The organism is Herbaspirillum sp. Her3, assembly GCF_057961275.1.
In genome coordinates, this window is record NZ_CM176328.1 from 3557784 (window position 1) to 3578102 (window position 20319).

Genomic DNA, 20319 nt, shown 5'->3' on the forward strand with positions numbered 1-20319 from the left:
CATGCCCGCATTCCCCGACTTCAGCAGCAACCACTATCCCTACCTGTCGCGCCGTAGCGCCGTCTATGCCCGGCGCGGCATGGTGGCCACCTCGCAGCCGCTGGCCGCCCAGGCCGGGCTGGAAGTCCTGCAGCGCGGCGGCAATGCCATCGATGCCGCCATCGCCGCCGCTGCGGCACTGACGGTGGTGGAACCCACCGCCAACGGCATCGGCGGCGACGCCTTCGCGCTGGTCTGGCATGGCGGCAAGCTGCATGGCCTCAACGCCAGCGGCCCCGCCCCGCAATCGATGTCGGCCGACCAGCTCACCAGCGCAGGCTTGAAGGAGATGCCCAAATACGGCGCCCTGCCCGTCACCGTACCCGGCACGCCCAGCGCCTGGGCGGCCATGGCCAAACGCTTCGGCAAGCTGGCGCTGACCGATTCCATGGCCGGTGCGATCACGCTGGCGCGCGAGGGTTTCCCGGTCTCGCCGATGGTGGCGCATGCCTGGCAGGTGGCACAGCAGAACTTCAGGCGCGAACTCAAGGAAGCCCATTTCCAACCCTGGTTCGACACCTTCTGCATCGATGGCCAGGCCCCGCAGGCTGGCCAGCTGTGGCGCTCGGCCGGCCACGCCGCCACCCTGCAGGCGATTGCCGAAGATGGCGCCGAGAGCTTCTATCGCGGCGCCCTGGCCGACAAGATCGCCGCCTTCCTGCAGCAGGCCGGTGGCTACATGCAAGCCTCCGACCTGGCCGCCTTCCAGCCGGAATGGGTGGACCCCATCGGCGTGAACTATCGCGGCTATGACGTCTGGGAGATCCCGCCCAATGGCCACGGCATGGTGGCCCTGATGGCACTGAACCTGCTGAAGGCCTACGATTTCAGCGAGCGCGATACGCTGGCCACCTACCACCGCCAGATCGAAGCCATCAAGCTGGCCTATGCCGATGGCCTGGCCCACATCGCCGATCCGGCGCACATGAAGGTGACGGTGGAGCAATTGCTGTCGGATGCCTATGCCGACGAACGCCGCAAGCTGATCGGCCCGCGCGCCACACTCCCGGTGGCCGGTGATCCTTCGCGCGGCGGTACCGTCTATTTGTCCACGGCCGATGCCGAGGGCAACATGGTGTCCTTCATCCAGAGCAACTACATGGGCTTCGGCTCGGGCCTGGTGGTGCCGGGCACCGGCATTGCACTCCACAATCGCGGCAACAACTTCACGCTGGAGGCCGGCCATCCCAACGTGCTGGCTCCCGGCAAGCGTCCGTATCACACCATCATCCCCGGCTTCATGACGCGCAATGGCCAGGCCGTCGGCCCCTTTGGCGTGATGGGCGGATTCATGCAGCCGCAGGGCCACGTGCAGATGGTGATGAACACGGTGGACTTTGGCCTGAACCCGCAAGCCGCGCTGGATGCGCCGCGCTGGGAATGGGAAAAGGGCAACAAGGTTTCCATCGAACACAGCACCGCCGAACATCTCTTCCGTGGCCTGGCCGGGCTGGGCCATGAAGTGGCCTGGTCGGGCAACCAGCTCGGCTTCGGCCGGGGCCAGATCATCTGGCGCAATGACGAAGGCGTACTGTGCGGCGGGACCGAGCCGCGCACCGATGGCTGCGTGGCGGCCTGGTAAGAAAGCGCCATCGTGAAAAGCCTGGCCGCCCCCTTCCCTGCCGCTGACGCGCTCGCACCTGATATCGACAGCGAGGAGGCGCTGGTGCGCAGTGGCTCGCTGCCCGAATATGTCTATGCGCAACTGCGCCAGGACATCTTCGACATGCGCCTGTTGCCCGGCGACCAGATCACCGAGACCGAGATTGCGGCATATTTCAAGGTCTCGCGTACGCCGGTGCGGCAGGCGCTGCAACGCCTGCAGAACGATGGTTTGATGCAGGGCTACGTGCGCGGTGGGTGGGAGGTGGTGCCGATCGACTTCAAGCGTTTTGCCGATCTCTACGAAATGCGCAAGCTCATCGAGACCCACGCCGTGCGGCGCCTCTGCACCAGGGGCGGTGACCAGTCGGTGCTGGCCGGCCTGCGCGCCACCTGGTGCGTGCCGGCCGAGGCGCGCGAACCGGATGGCCCCAAGGCGGCGCAGCTCGACGAGATCTTCCACCAGACCCTGGTGCGTGCGGCAGGCAACCAGGAGATGGCCGAAACCTTCGACCGTCTCACCGACCGCATCCGCATCGTGCGGCGGCTGGATTTTCTTTATGGCGACTGCCTGCACTCGACCTACGAGGAACACGCCGCCATCCTCGACTGCATCGCCGCAGGAGACGCCGATGCAGCGCAGCGCCTGATGGATGAGCACATCGATGGCAGCCATGCCGAGGTCAACCAGATCACGCTGCATCGGCTGCACAGTGCGCGGGCAACGGCTACCACCAAGCCGCCTGCGTATGTGTCGGTACGGGTGCGGCGTTCGTTCTGAAGAACTTGCAGATTCGCTCTGCGACTGCAAGTGGCAGTAGGGCAGGATGCTGTACAAAAATGTCGAGCTTTTCAGTGAAATTGTAGTAACACCCACCTATATCAACCTACTGGGGCTGGCTGCAAAAATGTACACCGTGGGCGGCCCATTCAGAGCGGCGGCTGGGGACGGCCTAAATTGACCTATCCGGCCAGCCGCCCTGCCGTCCCTGACGCCGACCTAGGCGGCTGGCCTTGTTCCTGGCGATATCTGAGGCGCATGATCACGCAGCCAGCACTCAATTTCGTGCGAAATAGGCTCTCGTATGCGAACATTCCAGAACAACCAACGATAACGGGGAAGACCATGAACACAGCTTCATTGGCAGTTGATGCACTTCAAGCGCAGTTGTACACGCGGACTACGAAGGCTGCAGAAAATTTTCCGAACGTAAAGCCGCTTATCGCGCACTACTGCTCCACTGTCACGCTGGAAGCGATTCTCAATCATGAGCAGATCTGGTTCTCGAATCCGCTGATGATGAACGATCTCGAAGAACTCCGTTGGGGGATGGGGGCCAGCCTCGATCGATGTCGTCGCCATGCCGCGTTAGCGAGTGCATTCGGCTGTCGTCAGCAGGACGACGTTTTCAGAAACGTCCTTGAGCATTGTTTCGATGACTTTGCTCGGAAGGGTGCGTTCGACGTTTACATCGCATGTTTCGCACAACATCAATCCGGCGACCGAGACGGATTGCTGTCCATGTGGCGTGGGTACGGGGCGAACGGCAACGGAGCGTGTATCGTTTTCGATACCGGTAATCTCAATGAAGTACCAGAGTCACCGCTCATCATCGCGAAGGTAGAATACGCCGACCGGGATACCCGTATTGGCTGGATTGATCAGATCATCGATGCATTCTGTGATCTCGTCAAACAGGAGCAATGGAACGACGATGAGTTGAAATTATCTGCACGGGTGTTGTTTGAACGCCTTCTAGTTTTTTCGCTCTATACAAAGCATCACGGCTTTCGCGAAGAGCAAGAGTGGCGGCTTACCTACCTGAAACATCGCGATTATCTTGGGCTGCTGACTGACATGCTTGGCTACCACATCGGACCGCGAGGCGTCGAACCAAAGCTCAAATTTAAGATTCAGCCCCTCAAGGGAGCAACCGATACCTCGACGTCCATAGATACCGTTGTTCATAGCATTATCCTCGGACCAACGGTGTCCGCTGATATCCATCGACTTTCGGTTGTGCGTATGCTGAACAGTATCGGTCGCGAAGCCTTGGTATCGAAGCTCGTTGCATCGACCATACCGTTCCGCTCGAATTGACTGTCCGCCCCGGTGATTTTTTCGAAATCTAGCTCGATGCTGACGATGTTTGGTCGCTACAAGTGTTGGGCAGAATGAATTCGGGCGACTGTGGATATGTTCCGAGAGTGATTCGAGGCGCACCTACCGAAAAATCCACCGAAAAGTCGATGGTTTCGAATTCATAGTTGACATCGCCTTTGAATGGACCTTCGCGCCAAGGAGTCAATTTACCGATGTAAATGGGTGTGTGCATAACCCCCCTCTTTCTATTAACTATGTCGAAATTCAATGCGGCCGAAAATTTCGATTTATCAATTTCTGGAAGGTTCGGTATCTTGTCATCGTTCGTATCGAATCTGACGCGATATCGAACCATGGCAGTTTCGTTCGGTTTCAGCAATATCGGTTTAATGCAGCGTCCTTGTTCGAACGTCATTGGTTCCGCATAGTTATGTACGGCGACACCTATTGATGACGTCACGCCGTTGATTACCTCTGCGTAATCTCCGGTATTGTCATACACGACGCCGATGTTGACATACTTTCCATCGGGTTCATATGAGGTGATGCGGATTGATAGCGCGTCAGATTTGGTTTTGAATCCGTCGTAAAGTGATTTCAATCCTAGCGGGACGGAAATCATTAGACTCACGAACGCGGCCACCGATGTCACCCTACCGACGAGATTCGATTTTGAGGCGGCTGACCGATCCCGTTGCGTGTTGCGCGTCGTTAGTCTGGATCTAAACACCCTCAGCTTCAGTGAATTATTGTTGCGCGATTTATTTTTCCACATAAATGCTTTCGACTAATTTCTGGTTAATCTTCGAGGTTGACATGGTTGACATAAATGTATATCGGCACCATTGCGGGAATGATTACGAATTACAAAAAGGCAAACATTTCGAACGCCTGAGCCATCCTGCCAGTGTACGAGGCCCAAAGGGCTGGATAGTATGTTTATAAAGTTCATCAATCGAACACTTTATAAACATTCTGGAGTGGCCTATGCGGGAAGGTCAGGCGAAGGTGTAACGGAATCGGAGTTCCGTCGCGTCGTCAACACCATCGAGAAAGAAGCACACCCGAAACGAAACATCGCTCTCCTGTATTGCTCGTTCGGGCTAGGGCTGCGTACGAAAGAGATGGCGTCGCTTCGAATCCATCACGTGCTCGATACCACGGTCACGGAATGTACGCCACGTTTGCTTTTCTGGTGTTTCACTTTTCCGGATTGGACAAGCAAGCAAAGGATTCCCCCCTGCGTGTCTTGATAACAGCGCCCATCTCACTGGAGAAGTAAATGAGCGAAGCCAAGAAGAACCCGCCGCCCCCGCCGCCTCCGCCACCCATCCGATATGTACGTGACAGTCGGCCGCCCACTGCGAGCAAACCAGCGCCGGCCAAGCCCTCCTGACCTATCCTGACCAATACTGACTCCCCCCTGAAATCACCCTGGTGCTGTGTTAGGCTTGGCCCCTGATTTCACTTTGCCAAGCGGGAGACACACATGAAAGTAGCCGTGATGGGCGCAGGCGCCGTGGGCTGTTATTTCGCCGGGATGCTGGCGCGCGCCGGACATGAAGTCGTGCTGGTAGGCCGTCCGCAGCACGTGGACGCCTTCAACACCCAGGGCTTGCGACTGGAAGCCAAGACCTTCGACGAGACCATCCCCGTCAAGGCCAGCACCGATCCGGCCATCGCAGCCGGGGCCGATCTGGTCCTGTTCTGCGTCAAATCCCCCGATACCGAAACGGCCGGCGCGCAACTGCGCCCTCACCTTGCGCCCGATACGCTGGTGCTGACGCTGCAGAACGGCACCGACAATGCGGAGCGCCTGCGCACCGTGATCCCGCAGCCCGTGTCGGCCGCCGTGGTCTACGTTGCCACCGAGATGGCCGGCCCCGGCCACGTCAAGCATCATGGACGTGGCGAGCTGGTGATCGAGCCCGCTGCACGCAGCCAGCAGGCAGCCGATGCGCTCATCGCCGCTGGCGTGCCCACCGAGATTTCCGACAACGTGCGCGGCGCGCTGTGGTTGAAGCTCATCATCAACTGCGCCTACAACGCTCTCTCGGCCATCACCCAGCTGCCTTATGGCAAGCTGGTCGAAGGCGTGGGCGTGCCGGAGGTGATGGGCTACCTGGTGGCCGAATGCAAGGCCGTGGCAGCGGCCGAAGGCGTGACCCTGGCGGGCGATGTGGACGTGGCCGTACGCAAGATCATCGAGACCATGCCCACGCAGTTTTCTTCCACGGCCCAGGACGTGGCGCGCGGCAAGCCCAGCGAGATCGATCACCTCAACGGCTACATCGTGCGGCGCGCACAGGCGCATGGCATCGCTACCCCCGTCAACCTGACCGTGCATGCGCTGGTCAAGCTCATCGAGAGCAAGGCGCGCTGACGACAGAAACGGGAAGACAGCTCAGCCGAACAGCCGGGCGTCAAACCGGAACGGCTTCTTTTCCAGCACCTTGACGCTCGCCATCTGTGGATGCAAGGGATTGAGCAAGAGATTGAAATCGGTCGGGCTGACCACCGAAGGCACCTTCATCACCAGGTGCTTGCCCTGTTCGATCCAGTGCTGGCCGAGGGCGGCCGTACTGGCCGGATCGCGCGCGATGTCGGCCCAGTCCGGCGGCAGGCCTGGCACGCAGGCCTTGCGCACCTCGGCATCCGGGACTTCCAGCACGACCAGGTAGTAATGCGCCCGAGGCATCAGCCCGGCCATGTGCACCAGCGATTCCAGCAAGGCCGTCGACGCGCTGCAGCAGGTGTAGAGCACGCGCAATCCGCGCGGATTCCAGCGCCCGCCGCTCAAGGCAGCGCCATTGCCGGACAGGTCATCGGCGGCATAATGCCCCGGCTTCTCCTTGGCCAGGCGGTAGACTTTCAAGCGGCGATCCCGAAGGCAATGCGCGACAGGATGTCACGCACCCGGTCATAACCCGGCTGGGTATCGAGCACTTCCAGCGGCGTCAGTCCACCGAGCGCGGCATTGGCGCGGCGCATCCATTCTGCAGCCAGGCCCTCATCCTCGAACACATCGGCCGCCTGCTCGCGGATGTAGAGCACGCGGGCGATGCGGTCCGATTCCGAACCGGACAATCGTTCCTTGCGGGAAATCTTGCGCAGGATGGTGGAACTGGGCAGGCCCAGGCCAGCCAGCAGGGTCTGCAAAGGAATCTGCAACAGCTCCCGCGCCACGCGCTCGGCGATGATGGCGTCCATGCCGTCGCGGATGGTGCGGCCCTGGCTGATCGGGTCCATCCGGGCGAAACGCTCGAAGTCGCGCGGCTTGGCCCCCAGGCCGGCGGAACGCTTGCTGGCAGCGGATCCGACAGCGGCGCGTGTTGCCATGGTCAACCTCTCATTTGGTCAGGTTCAGACTCTCATCTTAGAAGCTTCCCAAATGAGCGTCAACGTCCCATCAAATGAGAGTTGAACGTGATCAGCGCAGCATGGCCGACATCGCCGACAAACTGTTGAGCACACGCACCGCATATTCCGCAGTCGGGGCATCGAATTCGACGGTGACGTTATCGCTGCGCTCCAGGATCGGCAACTGGCTGAAGAGATCAGCCTGCGCCACCGTCTGCGCCTGCAGGCGGCAGCGCAGCGGGCCGCGCAGGGGCAGCACCGGCATGGCAGCCGGGTTGGCCACCAGTGCGGCCACGGCCTGGCGGGCTCGCTCTTCCAGCAGCACGCAGGATTGCTGCGGCGTGAGCGAGTCGCCACTGTTGGCGCCATAGGCCTTCTTGGTCTGGGCAAACACCGCATGCGGGAACAGGGGCTGGTTCTCTTCGATGAAGGCATCATCGCCGCTGCCAAAGATCACCGGCACGCCATGTTCGGCGGCCAGGGCGCCGTAGAGACCGGCCTCGCCCATCTCCTGCCCGTCCAGCCAGACGCGGGCAAAGGCGAAGCTGTTGGTGGTGTGCGCCAGGATGCCACGTCCCTGGGCGCGCGAATGGTAGCCCACCAGCATGACGGCATCGATCTCCTGATCCACACCGCCCATCATGCCCAGCACGCGCGGCTTGCCCAGCACCAGGCGCGCCTGCGGGTGCAGCAGGTCGGGCAAGAGATTGCGATAGCCACCGTGCGCGTCGTTGACCTTGATGGTCGTGGCGCCGGCAGCCAGCGCACCACGGATGACGGCATTGGCTTCCTCGGTCATCCAGCGGCGTGCGCGTTCATATTCGCCATTGCCGGCGCGGGTCTGCTCGGGATGGAAGACCCCTGCCACGCCTTCGATGTCGACGGAAACCAGGATGTTGGCGCGTTTGTTCATAGAGAGGTTTTTCCAGGTAAATCGGGGTGCTCAGCCAGCCGTTCACGCAGGCTGATCCGCACGTTGCCATCGCGCCCGCGCACCGTCTCGGCCGCGAAGAGCGCATGCACGATGGCTTGCTCCACGCTGTCGGCGGCGGCATGAAACAGCGGGTCCAGCAGGTGATCGGCCAGCAGGGTCATTTGCAGGTAGTCGGCGTCTGCCTCGATGCGCCGGGCGGTCGAGAAGGCCAGTGCGATATCGCCGCTGCCATGGCCATAGGCCGATCCGGTCCGCGCCAGTCCGGCACCGGCACGGGTGGCCAGGCGTTTCAGCTGCCGCGCATCCAGTGGCGCATCGGTGGCGAGGATGATGATGATGGAGCCCTTCTCGGGAGCCGTATCGGGCGTTTCGGTAGCCGCCAGCTTCGCCCCCAGCAGGTCGCCGGCCAGGATCAGTTCCGGTAACCGGCCGAAGTTGGACAGCACCAGCGCACCGAGCGTATAGGCCTGGCCCGACGCACCCACCTCGGCGATACGCGAGGCCGTACCGATGCCGCCCTTGAGCCCGAAGCTGGACATGCCGCGCCCGGCGCCCACCGAACCCTGTGCCACCTCTGCCGACAAGGCCTGCATCGCTGCCTCGAAATGCGCGGGCTGCACGGCCATGGCCTGCATGTCATTGAGATGGCCGTCATTGCATTCCAGCACCAGCGGATTGACCGTGGGCAGGCTGCGGCCGCATTCCGGGTTGGCGCGCAAGGTATGGAGAATCTGCGCCGTCAGCAGCGTGCCCACGGCAAAGGTGTTGGAGAGCGCAATGGGCGTTTCCAGCAAACCCAGCTCCTCCAGCTGCACCAGCCCGGCGCTCTTGCCGAAGCCATTGATGACGGTGGCGGCAGCCGGCAGCTTGTGGGTGAAGAGATTGCCGCCATGCGGCGCAATCACGGTCACGCCGGTCTGCACCGCACCGGCAGCGAGGGTGCAGTGGCCGACGCTGACACCCTCCACATCGGTAATGCTGTTGCGCGGACCGGCCTGCAGCCGGCCGATATGCGGCACCTGCACGTTCATCATCAACGCTGGTCGATCTTGGGGTCGAGCGCGTCACGCAAGCCATCGCCCAGCAGGTTGAAGGCCAGCACGGTCAGGAAGATGGCAATGCTGGGCACCAGCGCCACGTGCGGCGAGGTCACCATGTCGGCGCGGGCTTCGTTCAACATCAGGCCCCACTCCGGCGTGGGCGACTGCGCACCCAGGCCGAGGAAGGACAGGCCGGCGGCGGTGATGATGGAGGTGCCGATGCGCATGGTGAAATACACCACGATGGCCGAGATGGTGCCGGGGAAGATGTGCTTCCACATGATCGTGGTGTCCGAGGCACCGATGCTGCGGGTGGCCTCGATGTAGGTCAGGTTCTTCAGTTGCAGCGTATTGCCGCGCACCAGGCGCGCGAAGGCCGGAATGCTGAAGACCGATACCGAGATGATGACGTTGATCATGCCGCCACCCAGGATGGCGACGATGCCGATAGCCAGCAGGATGCCGGGGAAGGCGAACAGCACGTCGCAGATGCGCATGGTGATGCGGTCCCACCAGCCTTCGTAGTAACCGGCCAGCAAACCGAAGACGGTACCGATCACGGCACCGATGGCTACCGAGAAGAAGCCCGAGGCCAGCGAGATGCGTGCGCCCATCAGGGTGCGGCTGAAGATGTCGCGGCCCAGCGAATCCACGCCGAACCAGTGGACCCAGGTGGGCGGCGAGTTCAGCGCATCGTAGTCAAAGAAATTCTCGGCATCGAAGGGCACGATCCAGGGCGCGATGATGGCGATGACGATCAGCAGCAGGATGAACACGCCCGCATAGACGGCCAGGCGCTGCTTCTTGAACTTGCGCCAGAATTCGCGCCAGGGGGTACGGATCTTCTGGCCGGAGGCGGCCACTGCAGCCGGATCGGGCGGCGGCAGCGGCGCGCCGGTTTCAGAGGTAGTTGCCAGAGGCGAATTGGAGAGCGACATGATTCCCCTCACTTGAAACGGATACTGGGGTTGATCACGGCATAGAGCACGTCCACCACCAGGTTGATGAAAATGAATTCCAGCGAGAACAGCAGGATCTCGGCCTGGATGATGGGGTAGTCACGCATCTCGACGGCATCGACCAGGAGGCGTCCCATGCCCGGCCAGTTGAACACCACCTCGACCAGGATGGAGCCGCCCAGCAGGAAGCCGAACTGCAGCCCCATCATCGTCACCACGGGAATCAAGGCATTGCGCAGGCAGTGCTTGATGACCACCACGGTTTCGGTCAGGCCCTTGGCGCGCGCGGTGCGCACGAAGTCCTCCTGCAGGATCTCGATGAAGGAGGAACGCGTAAAGCGCGCCATCACCGCCGCCACGGCGGCGCCCAGCGTGATCGAAGGCAGGATGTAGTGGCGCCAGGTGTCGTCACCCACGGTGGGCAGCCAGCCCAGCTTGACCGAGAAGATCTGCACCAGCAGGATACCCAGCGAAAAAGCCGGGAAGGAAATGCCCGACACCGCCAGCGTCATGCCCACGCGGTCCGGCCACTTGTTGCGCCAGACGGCCGAGGAGATGCCGATGACCAGGCCGAAGATCACGGCCCAGATCATCGCCACGATGGTCAGCCACAGGGTCGGCCAGAAGCGCGCGGCGATCTCTTCGGAGACCGGGCGCTTGCTGCGGATGGATTTGCCAAAGTCGCCCTGGGCGGCCTTGACGAAGAAACTCACGAATTGCTCGGGCAGGGGCTTGTCCAGGCCGAGGTCGGCGCGCACCAGCGCGACCGTCTTGTCGTCGGCTTCGGGACCGGCCGCCAGCCGCGCCGGATCACCGGGCAGCAGGTGCACGAACAGGAAAACCAGCACCGCCACCAGCAGCAGCGTGGGGATCAGGCCTAACAGGCGTTTGATGACAAAGGAAAACATGATGCTCTCTGAAGAAGGCCGCTCGCCCTGGCGGATCGACGCCTTGCTTGTTGCCGCGACGGGCGCAGGCCCGTCGCAGGAATGCTGCCGGCGACGCGCATAGCCGCGCCGCCGGCCTGGTACTGCCGCCTTACTTGGTCAGCTCGATGTTCTCGAACTCGATGGCCTGGTCAGGCATCACGTAGACACCCTTGAGGTTCTTGTTGCGAGCATAGAGCAGCTTTTCGGTGACCAGGAAGGCCCACGGTGCGTCCTTCCAGATTTCCTGCTGGGCGTCCTTGTAGAGCGCTTCCTTTTCCTTGCGGTCGGTCAGGGTCAGGGCCTTGGCGATGTCGGCATCCACCTTGTCGTTCTTGTAGTAGGCGGTGTTGTACAGGCGCGGCGGCATGGCTTCGGAAGCCAGCAGCGGACGCAGGGCCCAGTCGGCTTCACCGGTGGAGGACGACCAGCCGATGTAGAGCAGGCGCACCGGGGCGGTGGCCGGGTCTTGCCAGCTTTCCACGCGTTCCACGCGCTGGCCGGCTTCCAGGGCCTGGATCTTGGCCTTGATGCCGACCTGCGCCAGCTGCTGCTGCAGGAACTGGATGATCTTCACGGCGGTACTGTGGGTGTAGGCCGACCACAGTTCGGTTTCAAAGCCGTTGGGATAGCCGGCTTCGGCCAGCAGGGCCTTGGCCTTCTTGGGGTCATACGGCCACGGGCCGGTCTTGAAGGCGTAATCCACGCCTTGCGGCACCACGCCATCCATCGGGGTGGCATAGCCGTTGAAGGCCACCTTCACCAGCGCCTGCTTGTTGATGGCGTAGTTGATGGCTTCGCGCACCTTCGGATTGTCGAAGGGCTTCTGCTTGGTGTTCATCGACATGTAGCGCTGGATGATCGAGGGTGCCGAGATCACATCCAGGTTGGACTTGCTCTTCAACAGGTCGGCCTGTTCGTAGGGCAGCGGATAGGTGAACTGCGCCTCGCCGGTCTGCATCATGGCCGAGCGGGCGTTGTTGTCGACCACCGGTTTCCAGATGATTTCATCGACCTTGGGATAGCCCTTCTTCCAGTAACCGTCGAATTTCTCGACCTTCACGTAATCGGTCTGCTTCCATTCCACGAACTTGAAGGGACCGGTGCCGACCGGGTGGAAGGCGATGTCCTTGTTGCCGTATTGCTTCAGGGCGGTGGGCGAAATCATGACCGCCGAGGGGTGGGCCAGCACGTTGATGAAGGCCGAGAACGGTTCCTTCAGGACGATCTTGACGGTGTAGTCGTTCAGGATCTCGGTCTTGGCGATGCGGTTGAAGAGGTTGTAGCGTTTGAGCTTGTTGTCCGGGTTGGTCACGCGGTCGAAGACGGCCTTGACGGCATCAGCCTTGAAGTCGGTGCCATCCTGGAACTTCACGCCTTGCTTTAAGCGGATGGTGTATTCCAGGCCATCCTTGCTGACCAGGTAGCCTTCGGCCAGCACCGGTACCAGTTTCATGTCCTTGTCGAAACCGAACAGGCCCTGATAGAAGGACTTGGCCATGGACAGCGAGAGCGTGTCGTTGGCGTCATAGGGATCCATGGTGGTAAAGGTCGAATACACCGCCAGTGTCACGGTCTTGGCCGCGAATGCATGCGCTGCGGCGAACTGCAGCGTGGTACCCAGGGCAGCGACAGCCAGCCATTTGGCAGCCGATACACCCTTTTGAGTTGCTGTTGTAGACATGTGGTCTCTCCTGATCAGTAAAGCGAGGTTGGTACGACGTAGTTGAGTTTTACTGCGCTGACTGCTTTTTGGTACGACATGAACACGGACCGCCGCTCAGAAAGCGCCGGCAATATGGTGCTGGGCCACGAAATGCCCCGGAGCCACTTCCCGCAAAGGCTCCACCTTGGGCTCATCGCCCACCAGCCGGATCGGGCTGGGAATTTCATCGGTCATCAGCTTCTTGCCCGGCTGGCGCAGGGTCGGATCGGCCACCGGCACGGCCGCCATCAGCTTGCGCGTATAGGGGTGCTGCGGATTCTCGAAAATCGCCCGGCGCGGACCGATCTCCACGATCTGGCCCAGGTACATCACCGCCACGCGATGGCTGATGCGTTCCACCACGGCCATGTCGTGCGAGATGAAAATGAAGGAGATGCCCAGCTCGGCCTGCAGGTCCAGCATCAGGTTGACGATCTGGGCCTGGATCGACACGTCCAGCGCCGATACCGATTCATCGGCGATGACGATCTTGGGATTCAGGGCCAGGGCACGCGCGATGCAGATGCGCTGGCGCTGTCCACCGGAGAATTCGTGCGGATAGCGCTGGCCGTGTTCGGGCGTGAGGCCCACGCGGGTCAGCAGCGCATCGACGCGCTCCTGTGCGCCCTCCTTCATGCCGTGCACCAGCATCGGTTCCATGATGGAATAGCCGACCGTCATGCGCGGGTCCAGCGAGGCGAACGGGTCCTGGAAGATGAACTGGATGTCGCGCCGCAACTGGCGCAGTTCCGAATGCGGCAATTGCGCCAGGTCGCGCCCGCCGAATTCGACGTGACCACCGGCGATGTCGACCAGGCGCAACAGCGAGCGGCCCGTGGTGGACTTGCCGCAGCCGGACTCGCCGACGATGGCCAGGGTCTCGCCGGCATACAGATCGAAATTCACCTTCTCGACCGCATGCACGCGCTGCTTGACGCGGCCGAAGATGCCGCTCTTGACGTCGAAGCGCGTGGTCAGGTCGCGTACCTTGAGGATGGGCTGGCGCTGGGCGGCAATTTCCGCCTGGGCCTGCAATTCGCTGGCGATCAGGTCGGGACGCACCTCGGCCTGGGGCGCGATGCCAAAGCGCAGCGGCTTGTCGGTGCCGCGCATGGAACCCAGGCGCGGCACGGCGGCCAGCAGGGATTGGGTATAGGGATGCGCTGGAGCGGCAAAGAGTTGCCTGACCTCGTTCTCTTCCACCTTCTCGCCACGGCACATGACCACCACGCGGTCGGCCACTTCGGCCACCACGCCCATGTCGTGGGTGATGAAGATCACGCCCATCTGCATCTCCTGCTGCAGCGAGCGGATCAGTTGCAGGATTTGCGCCTGGATGGTCACATCCAGAGCGGTGGTCGGTTCATCCGCGATCAGCAGCGAGGGCTTGCAGGACAGCGCCATGGCGATCATCACACGCTGGCGCATGCCGCCGGACAGCTGGTGCGGGTGGCGTCCCAGCACGCGCCTGGCTTCGGGAATGCGCACCATCTCCAGCATGCGCAGCGCTTCAGCCTGCGCAGCAGCGCGGCTCATGCCCTGGTGCAGGCGGATCGATTCGGCGATCTGTTCACCGACGGTAAAGACCGGGTTGAGCGACGTCATCGGTTCCTGGAAGATCATGGCGATCTCCGCGCCCCGGATGCTGCGCATGGTGGCGTTGTCGGCCTGGGCCAGGTCCAGGGTCTGGCCGCTGCGACGCTGGAACTGCAGGCTGCCGCTGGCGATCTTGCCGCCGCCGTGTTCGATCAGGCGCATGATGGCAAGCGACGAGACCGACTTGCCCGAGCCCGATTCACCCACGATGGCCAGGGTCTCGCCCTGGTTGACGTGGAAGGACAGGTCGCGCACCGCATCGACGGTGCGCTCGGAAGTGGCAAAGCGCACGTTGAGGTGACTGACGTCGAGCACGCGTTGGGACTGTTGCATCTTGATTCTCTCCTGCTCGGCCGCTTCAGGCCGGTGCTGCGTAAATGGCGGTGACCGGGGCCAGTTCGCCACGGCCATAGGCGCGGTACATGCCTTCGGTATTGAAGGGCAAGGCCAGGTTGCCGTGGGCGTCGATGGCGATCACGCCGCCGCGTCCGCCGACCTTGGGCAGGGTCTCGAAGACCACGGCGCGGCTGGCTTCTTCCAGCGACTGGCCGGCATAGGCCATGCGCGCGCCGATGTCGTAGCAGGCCACGGTGCGCATGAAGGCTTCGCCGGTGCCGGTGGCGGAGACCGCCACGGTGGCATTGTTGGCGTAGCAGCCGGCACCGATGATGGGCGAATCACCCACGCGGCCGGGTTGCTTGTTGGTGATGCCGCCGGTCGAGGTCGCCGCCGCCAGGTTGCCGAACTGGTCCAGCGCGACGGCGCCGACGGTGCCGAACTTGTGATCGGGGTCGATGGGTTCCTTGGGTTCGGCGTTTTTTTCCGCGAAGGCGAACGAGGAGGCATCGTGGTCGAGCATGGCACCCGACTGGCCGCGCACACGCAGCCATTGCTCGTGCCGGGCATCGGTATGGAAATAATCCGGCTCGACGGTCACCGCCCCATGGCGCGCGGCGAAGGCTTCGGCGGCGGGGCCGACCAGCAGCACGTGCTCACTGTGTTCCATCACCTTGCGCGCGGCCAGGATGGGATTGCGCAGGCTGGTCACACAGGCGACCGCGCCCGAGCTCAGGTCGGCACCGTTCATGACGCAGGCATCGAGCTCATGCTTGCCTTCGCTGGTGTAGACGGCGCCATGGCCGGCGTTGAAGAGCGGACAGTCTTCCAGCAGGCGCACCGCTTCGGTGACGGCTTCCAGGGCCGAGCCACCGGCGTTGAGCACGGCCTGGCCGGCGGCCACGATCTCGGCCAGCGCCTGGTGATAGCGGGCCTCGTCCTCGGCCGTGAGCGATGCGCGCGTGATGGTGCCTGCGCCGCCGTGGATGGCAATTACCGGAGTGGTCATGCGTTGGTCTTTCCTTTGGTTGATGCGCGCTTGGGGGCAGTGCGGACGGGCTGGCCGACCGGCGTGGTGCCTGCACGCTGTTGCTGCTGGGCCAGGTACAGCCAGGGCAGCACGAATTCGGCCATCTGCGTGGCAGCCTGCACCGAGCGGCGCGCACGGTGCGCCACCGCGTCGCACAGCGCCTGGATCAGGATCAGCGCAGCGGCATCCGAGGTCGGCGACAGCCGGCCATCGGTCTGGGCATACAGGGTGACGTCGGCCAGCGGTACCAGGGGCGAGCCCGGCGTATCGGTCAGGGCGAGCACCCGCGCGCCCTTCTCCACCGCGCGCTGGGTCAGCCATACGGTGTCGGCGGCATAGCGCGGAAATACCATCGAGATCACCAGGTCATCGCTGTCGAGCTTGAAGAACTGGCGCGCCGCCTGCGAAGGGCCACCGGCCATGGCCACCGAATTGACGCTGCGCACGTAGGGTTCCAGCGTATGGGCCATCAGCCCCGAGAGATAAGCCGAAGCGCCAAAGCCGGTGATGAAGACGCGCTGCGCCGAGAGGATCATGTCGACCGCCTGCTCGCAGTGCTCGGGCGTGAGCATGCGGCGCGTGGCTTCGATGTTGGCGATGTCGCTGTCGAAGGCGGCGGCCATGATCTCGGCACTGGTGGCGGTGCGCTGCACCTGCTCGCGCAGCTTTTCCACGGGGGCCAGGGTGGTCGCAAAATCCGAGACCAGCGCCGCACGGAAGGAGGCATAACCGTCGAAGCCCAACGCGTGGGCGAAGCGGTTGGCGGTGGCCACCGAGATACCGGCTGCTTCCGAGAGTTCATCGATGGTCATGGTGGCAGCGCGGAAGGGATTGCCCAGCACGTAGTCCGCCGTCTTGCGGTGCGACTTGGACAATTGCGGATACAGCTTGCCCACGGCCTGCGCTACCGCACCGGCCCCTTGCAAACTGATGTTCTTCGGTTGTTGTTTCACCGCCCGCTACCCCGTCTTCATTGAACTCTGCCGCACTTCGCAAAAAGAGATAAATCGTTTAAATCATTTATCTCATCCGCTGCCGCGACCACCCTCTTTATCACCTCGCGAGACTGATCATTCCCACTTCGTCCCGCCGAAAAAATGTAAATATATTTTCATTTTCGCGGCGAGTAAAGAAAAAATACTTTCAAAAAACAAATATCGATATAACGCACCAGAAGCACGCGATTACCAGCACGAAATGCACCAGATATGCGCCAGATGAAGGAAGATTCATTGCGCGGCGCACCAAAAATGACGGGGTGAACCGACACGCGAAGACGATAAAATACGCTTCTTCATACCGCCCTACCCGTACATGAATATCCGCTTTCTTGAAACCTTCGTCTGGCTGGCCCGGCTGCGCAATTTCCGCCTCACGGCCGAGCGCCTGCACACCACCCAGGCCGCCGTCTCCAGCCGCATCGCCTCGCTCGAACAGGACTTCGGCGTGCGCCTGTTCGACCGCAGCGCGCGCGAGGTGGCGTTGACGGTCGATGGCAGCAAGGCGCTGGTGTATGCCGAGCGCATGGTCAAGCTCATGCGCGAGATGAAGGACGACATGTCCGACCGCGAAGTCTTTGCCGGCGTCATCCGCATCGGCGTGATCGAGTCCATCGTGCACAGCTGGTTTCCGGATTTCCTCGGGCGCTTGCATAAGGCGTTCCCGCGCCTGCAGATCGAGATCGTCAGCGACACCACCATCCATCTGCACGAGCAGTTCAGCAAGAGCAACCTCGACCTGGTGCTGCAGGCCGAACCGGTGATCGGGCCGCAGGTCAGCAATATCGCGCTGTGCGAATTCCCGATGCGCTGGGTCGGCAGTCCCAAGCTCGACATCGGCAGCGAGACGCTCTCGCTGACGGACCTGGCGGCCTTCCCCATCATCAGCTTCGCCCGCAATTCCGGACCGCACGCGGTGATCGAGCGCCTGTTCTCGGGTAGCGAGCGGGCCGAACGCACGCTGCACATCAATTGCATCGCCTCGGTAGCCACCATGATCCGGCTGGCCACCGATGGCTTCGGCATCACGGCCGTGCCGCCGGCCATCATCCAGCGCGAGCTCAACGAAGAAAGCCTGCACCTGCTGCGCGTGGATACCGAATTCCCGGCGCTGGCGCTGATCGCCTGCTTCCGCTCGGACCACGAGAATCCGCTGACCGAAACCGTGGCGCGCATCGCCCAGGAAACCGCTTCCGACTTCGCACTCAATTGGGGCCAGGAGATCGCGCGGCTGCCTGCGCCGCTGGGCTGACATTGCCTGCAATGCCGCCTGCCTGCTGCCCTGCGCACCGATGAGATGCTGCGCCAGGCCAGCACCATCCTGAAGCAAACTGCGCCCCGCTTTTGCTCATAAGATTTTTCAATCAACGCTGCTCAGATTTTCTTGTTGGACAGCGCCCGCCCTGCCTCCCCATACTGAATTCAGACCGGCGCCTTCGGGCAGCAAGCAGAACCTGACCGGTCCTGCAGCGCTTGTCCTTGCAGCCGCTGCCGTCCCATCCATGCAGAACACAACACGGCGCCGTCACGCGGACGCCGGCCACACCTGAGGAGGTTTTCCATGTCGTATTCCCCATCCGCTGCGGCCACCGCAGCGCCACCTGCCAACGCTGCTGCCAGCCTGGACGCCACCTATGGCAAGATCGCCTGGCGCCTGATTCCCTTCCTGGTCTTCCTGTTCGTGCTGGCCTGGATCGATCGCGTCAACGTCGGCTTCGCCAAGCTGCAGATGCTGCAGGACCTGCAATTCTCCGAAGCGGTGTATGGCCTGGGAGCGGGCATCTTCTTCATCGGTTATTTCCTCTTCGAAGTGCCCAGCAATCTCCTGCTGGAAAAGATCGGCGCCCGCAAGACGCTGGCGCGCATCACCATCCTCTGGGGCCTGGCCTCGATGGCCATGGCCTACGTCACCACGCCGACGAGTTTCTACGTGCTGCGTTTTTTGCTGGGCATCTTCGAGGCCGGCTTCTTCCCCGGCGTGGTGCTCTACCTGACCTACTGGTTCCCGGCCCAGCGCCGTGCCCGCGTCAACGGTCTTTTCATGACCTCGTTTGCCATTGCCGGTGCGGTCGGTGGTCCCATTGCCGGACTCATCATGAGCAGCATGGAAGGCGTGGGCCATCTGGCCAACTGGCAGTGGCTCTTCATCATCGAAGGCATCCCCTCCATCCTGGCCGGCCTGGCCGTGCTGGCCTGGCTGCCGGAAAAGCCGGCCAATGCCAGCTGGCTCACCGAGGCTGAAAAGACCGCCGTCACCCAATCCCTGGCCGCCGAGAACAGCGCAGCGGGCAAGCATGTCTCCTTCAAGGATGCCTGTGCCAACTATCGCGTCTGGATCTGCGCGGCCGTGTATTTCTGCGTGGTCAGCGGCAATGCCACCATCGCTTTCTGGGCGCCTTCCATCATCAAGGAAATCGGCGTGAAGGGTAACCTGCAGATCGGCCTGATCTCGGCCATCCCCTTCGTGGCTGGCACGCTGGCCATGATCTGGAACGGCTTCCACTCCGACAAGACCGGCGAGCGCCGCCTGCACAGTGCCATCGCCACCCTGATCGCCTGCATCGGCCTGGTGGCCACCGGCATGACGCTGGGCAATGCCACCCTGGCGCTGTGCTCGCTGACGCTGGCGGCCATCGGCATCCTGGCGGCGTTCCCGGTGTTCTGGTCGATTCCCGCCGCCTTCCTGGCTGGCACCGCAGCGGCCGGCGGCATCGCCCTCATCAACTCCATCGGCAACCTGGCCGGCTTCGTCGCGCCCTACATGATCGGGGCCTTGAAGACCAGCACCGGGTCGCTGTCCTCGGGCCTGTACTTCGTGGCCGCGTTGGAATTCCTCGCCAGCTTCCTGGTGGTGGTGTTCGTCAAGAAACATTGATTTCCCCTGGCTGGCCGCCCTCCCCCGGCCAGCCTCTCCTGATTCACCGTGTTGGAATAAATACTCATGAAGCTGACCTTTACCCTCCCCGACCAATCCACCCTCCAGGCCGACATCCACACCCTGGTCATCGCCGGCTGGGCCGGCCGCGACATGGCGGCCATCGAGCACCACATCGAAGAACTGGAAGCGCTGGGCATTTCGCGTCCGAGCGCGGTGCCGCTGTTCTACCGCGTCTCGGCCAACCAGCTGTCCCAGGCCAACCAGGTGCAGGTGCTGGGCGAGGCCTCCTCCGGTGAAGTGGAGACCTTCGTCTTCCACTCCGGTGGCGAGCTGTATGTCTCCATTGCCTCCGACCACACCGACCGCAAGCTCGAAGCCCACAGCGTGGCCTTTTCCAAGCAGGCCTGCGTCAAGCCGGTCGGCACGACTGCATGGAAGCTTTCCGAGGTGGCCGAGTATTGGGATGAACTGGTGATCCGCTCCTGGATCGAGGAAGACGGTGCCACCAAGCTTTACCAGGAGGGCACGCTGGCTTCGCTGCGCACCCCGGCCGACCTGATCGCGCGCTTCACCGACGGCAGCGCCACCCTGCCCGAGGGTTGCGGCATGACCTGCGGCACGGTGGGTGCCATCGGCGGTATCCGTCCTGCGGCTTGCTTCACGATGGAACTGTTCGATCCGCGCCGCGAACGTGCGCTGCGGCACCACTACGTGTCCGAGTCGCTGGCCGAAGTGGCCTGATCTTCCGAGGGCGGCCCGATTGCGGGCCGCCTGCGTACCTTTGTGGGATGCGCCCGGCAATGCGATACTTG

Annotated in this window: 18 protein-coding genes; 7 read left to right on the forward strand and 11 right to left on the reverse strand. The window is 62.5% G+C overall.

What is annotated here, in order from left to right; translation table 11 throughout:
• Position 1: 1 nt before the first annotated feature.
• From ACVC5H_RS16245 to ACVC5H_RS16255, 3 genes are all read left to right on the forward strand, one after another.
• Positions 2 to 1621: a gamma-glutamyltransferase family protein gene (locus tag ACVC5H_RS16245; RefSeq protein WP_489618838.1), complete on the forward strand. Its 1620-nt coding sequence runs from the start codon at positions 2 to 4 to the stop codon at positions 1619 to 1621.
• Positions 1622 to 1633: 12 nt separating this feature from the next.
• Positions 1634 to 2422 carry a GntR family transcriptional regulator gene (locus tag ACVC5H_RS16250; protein ID WP_489618839.1) on the forward strand — a complete coding sequence of 263 codons (789 nt, stop codon included), beginning with the start codon at positions 1634 to 1636 and terminating at the stop codon, positions 2420 to 2422.
• Between the two features lie 345 nt (positions 2423 to 2767).
• Positions 2768 to 3742: a DUF2971 domain-containing protein gene (locus ACVC5H_RS16255; RefSeq protein ID WP_489618840.1), complete on the forward strand. Its 975-nt coding sequence runs from the start codon at positions 2768 to 2770 to the stop codon at positions 3740 to 3742.
• A gap of 28 nt (positions 3743 to 3770) precedes the next feature.
• On the opposite strand, the gene ACVC5H_RS16260 is transcribed toward ACVC5H_RS16255, so the two are convergent.
• Positions 3771 to 4367 (reverse strand): hypothetical protein, encoded by a 597-nt coding sequence (locus ACVC5H_RS16260; RefSeq protein ID WP_489618841.1) that lies wholly within the window; start codon positions 4365 to 4367, stop codon positions 3771 to 3773.
• An 867-nt stretch (positions 4368 to 5234) separates the two neighbouring features.
• Between ACVC5H_RS16260 and ACVC5H_RS16265 the strand changes: the two genes are divergently transcribed.
• The gene (locus ACVC5H_RS16265; protein WP_489618842.1) at positions 5235 to 6128 is read left to right on the forward strand and encodes a ketopantoate reductase family protein; all 894 of its coding nucleotides are present in this window, start codon (positions 5235 to 5237) and stop codon (positions 6126 to 6128) included.
• 21 nt (positions 6129 to 6149) lie between these two features.
• Here ACVC5H_RS16265 and ACVC5H_RS16270 read toward each other — a convergent pair whose 3' ends face one another.
• The 10 genes from ACVC5H_RS16270 to ACVC5H_RS16315 all read right to left on the reverse strand — a co-directional run bounded on the left by ACVC5H_RS16270 (position 6150) and on the right by ACVC5H_RS16315 (position 16584).
• Positions 6150 to 6620 carry an RES family NAD+ phosphorylase gene (locus tag ACVC5H_RS16270; protein ID WP_489618843.1) on the reverse strand — a complete coding sequence of 157 codons (471 nt, stop codon included), beginning with the start codon at positions 6618 to 6620 and terminating at the stop codon, positions 6150 to 6152.
• Positions 6617 to 7084: an Xre family toxin-antitoxin system antitoxin gene (locus tag ACVC5H_RS16275; RefSeq protein WP_489618844.1), complete on the reverse strand. Its 468-nt coding sequence runs from the start codon at positions 7082 to 7084 to the stop codon at positions 6617 to 6619. Before ACVC5H_RS16275 ends, ACVC5H_RS16270 begins: the two co-directional genes overlap by 4 nt.
• Before the next feature lie 91 nt (positions 7085 to 7175).
• Entirely contained in the window at positions 7176 to 8018 is an 843-nt protein-coding gene (locus tag ACVC5H_RS16280) for a M55 family metallopeptidase (RefSeq protein WP_489618845.1), read from the reverse strand.
• Positions 8015 to 9073 carry a DmpA family aminopeptidase gene (locus tag ACVC5H_RS16285; RefSeq protein WP_489618846.1) on the reverse strand — a complete coding sequence of 353 codons (1059 nt, stop codon included), beginning with the start codon at positions 9071 to 9073 and terminating at the stop codon, positions 8015 to 8017. Before ACVC5H_RS16285 ends, ACVC5H_RS16280 begins: the two co-directional genes overlap by 4 nt.
• On the reverse strand, positions 9073 to 10017 hold the full coding sequence (gene gsiD / locus ACVC5H_RS16290) for a glutathione ABC transporter permease GsiD (RefSeq protein WP_489618847.1): 945 nt from the start codon (positions 10015 to 10017) through the stop codon (positions 9073 to 9075). Before gsiD ends, ACVC5H_RS16285 begins: the two co-directional genes overlap by 1 nt.
• Positions 10018 to 10025: 8 nt before the next feature.
• A complete protein-coding gene (gsiC, locus tag ACVC5H_RS16295) occupies positions 10026 to 10946 on the reverse strand; it encodes a glutathione ABC transporter permease GsiC (protein WP_489618848.1) in 921 nt (306 codons plus the stop codon).
• Between the two features lie 130 nt (positions 10947 to 11076).
• Positions 11077 to 12648 (reverse strand): glutathione ABC transporter substrate-binding protein GsiB, encoded by a 1572-nt coding sequence (gene gsiB, locus ACVC5H_RS16300; RefSeq protein WP_489618849.1) that lies wholly within the window; start codon positions 12646 to 12648, stop codon positions 11077 to 11079.
• Positions 12649 to 12744: 96 nt separating this feature from the next.
• On the reverse strand, positions 12745 to 14598 hold the full coding sequence (locus ACVC5H_RS16305; protein ID WP_489618850.1) for a dipeptide ABC transporter ATP-binding protein: 1854 nt from the start codon (positions 14596 to 14598) through the stop codon (positions 12745 to 12747).
• 25 nt (positions 14599 to 14623) lie between these two features.
• Positions 14624 to 15610, reverse strand: a complete 987-nt coding sequence (locus ACVC5H_RS16310) for an isoaspartyl peptidase/L-asparaginase family protein (protein ID WP_489618851.1) — start codon at positions 15608 to 15610, stop codon at positions 14624 to 14626.
• Positions 15607 to 16584, reverse strand: coding sequence for a MurR/RpiR family transcriptional regulator (locus tag ACVC5H_RS16315; protein WP_489618852.1), 978 nt, complete (start codon positions 16582 to 16584; stop codon positions 15607 to 15609). Before ACVC5H_RS16315 ends, ACVC5H_RS16310 begins: the two co-directional genes overlap by 4 nt.
• A gap of 361 nt (positions 16585 to 16945) precedes the next feature.
• Between ACVC5H_RS16315 and ACVC5H_RS16320 the strand changes: the two genes are divergently transcribed.
• The 3 genes from ACVC5H_RS16320 (at position 16946) to ACVC5H_RS16330 (ending at position 20248) form a co-directional block, all read left to right on the forward strand.
• Complete coding sequence (locus ACVC5H_RS16320; protein ID WP_489618853.1) at positions 16946 to 17881, forward strand: LysR family transcriptional regulator; 936 nt, start codon at positions 16946 to 16948, stop codon at positions 17879 to 17881.
• Positions 17882 to 18190: 309 nt separating this feature from the next.
• Positions 18191 to 19504, forward strand: a complete 1314-nt coding sequence (locus ACVC5H_RS16325) for an MFS transporter (protein WP_489618854.1) — start codon at positions 18191 to 18193, stop codon at positions 19502 to 19504.
• Between the two features lie 66 nt (positions 19505 to 19570).
• Entirely contained in the window at positions 19571 to 20248 is a 678-nt protein-coding gene (locus ACVC5H_RS16330; RefSeq protein WP_489618855.1) for a DUF2848 domain-containing protein, read from the forward strand.
• The last annotated feature ends 71 nt before the right edge of the window (positions 20249 to 20319 follow it).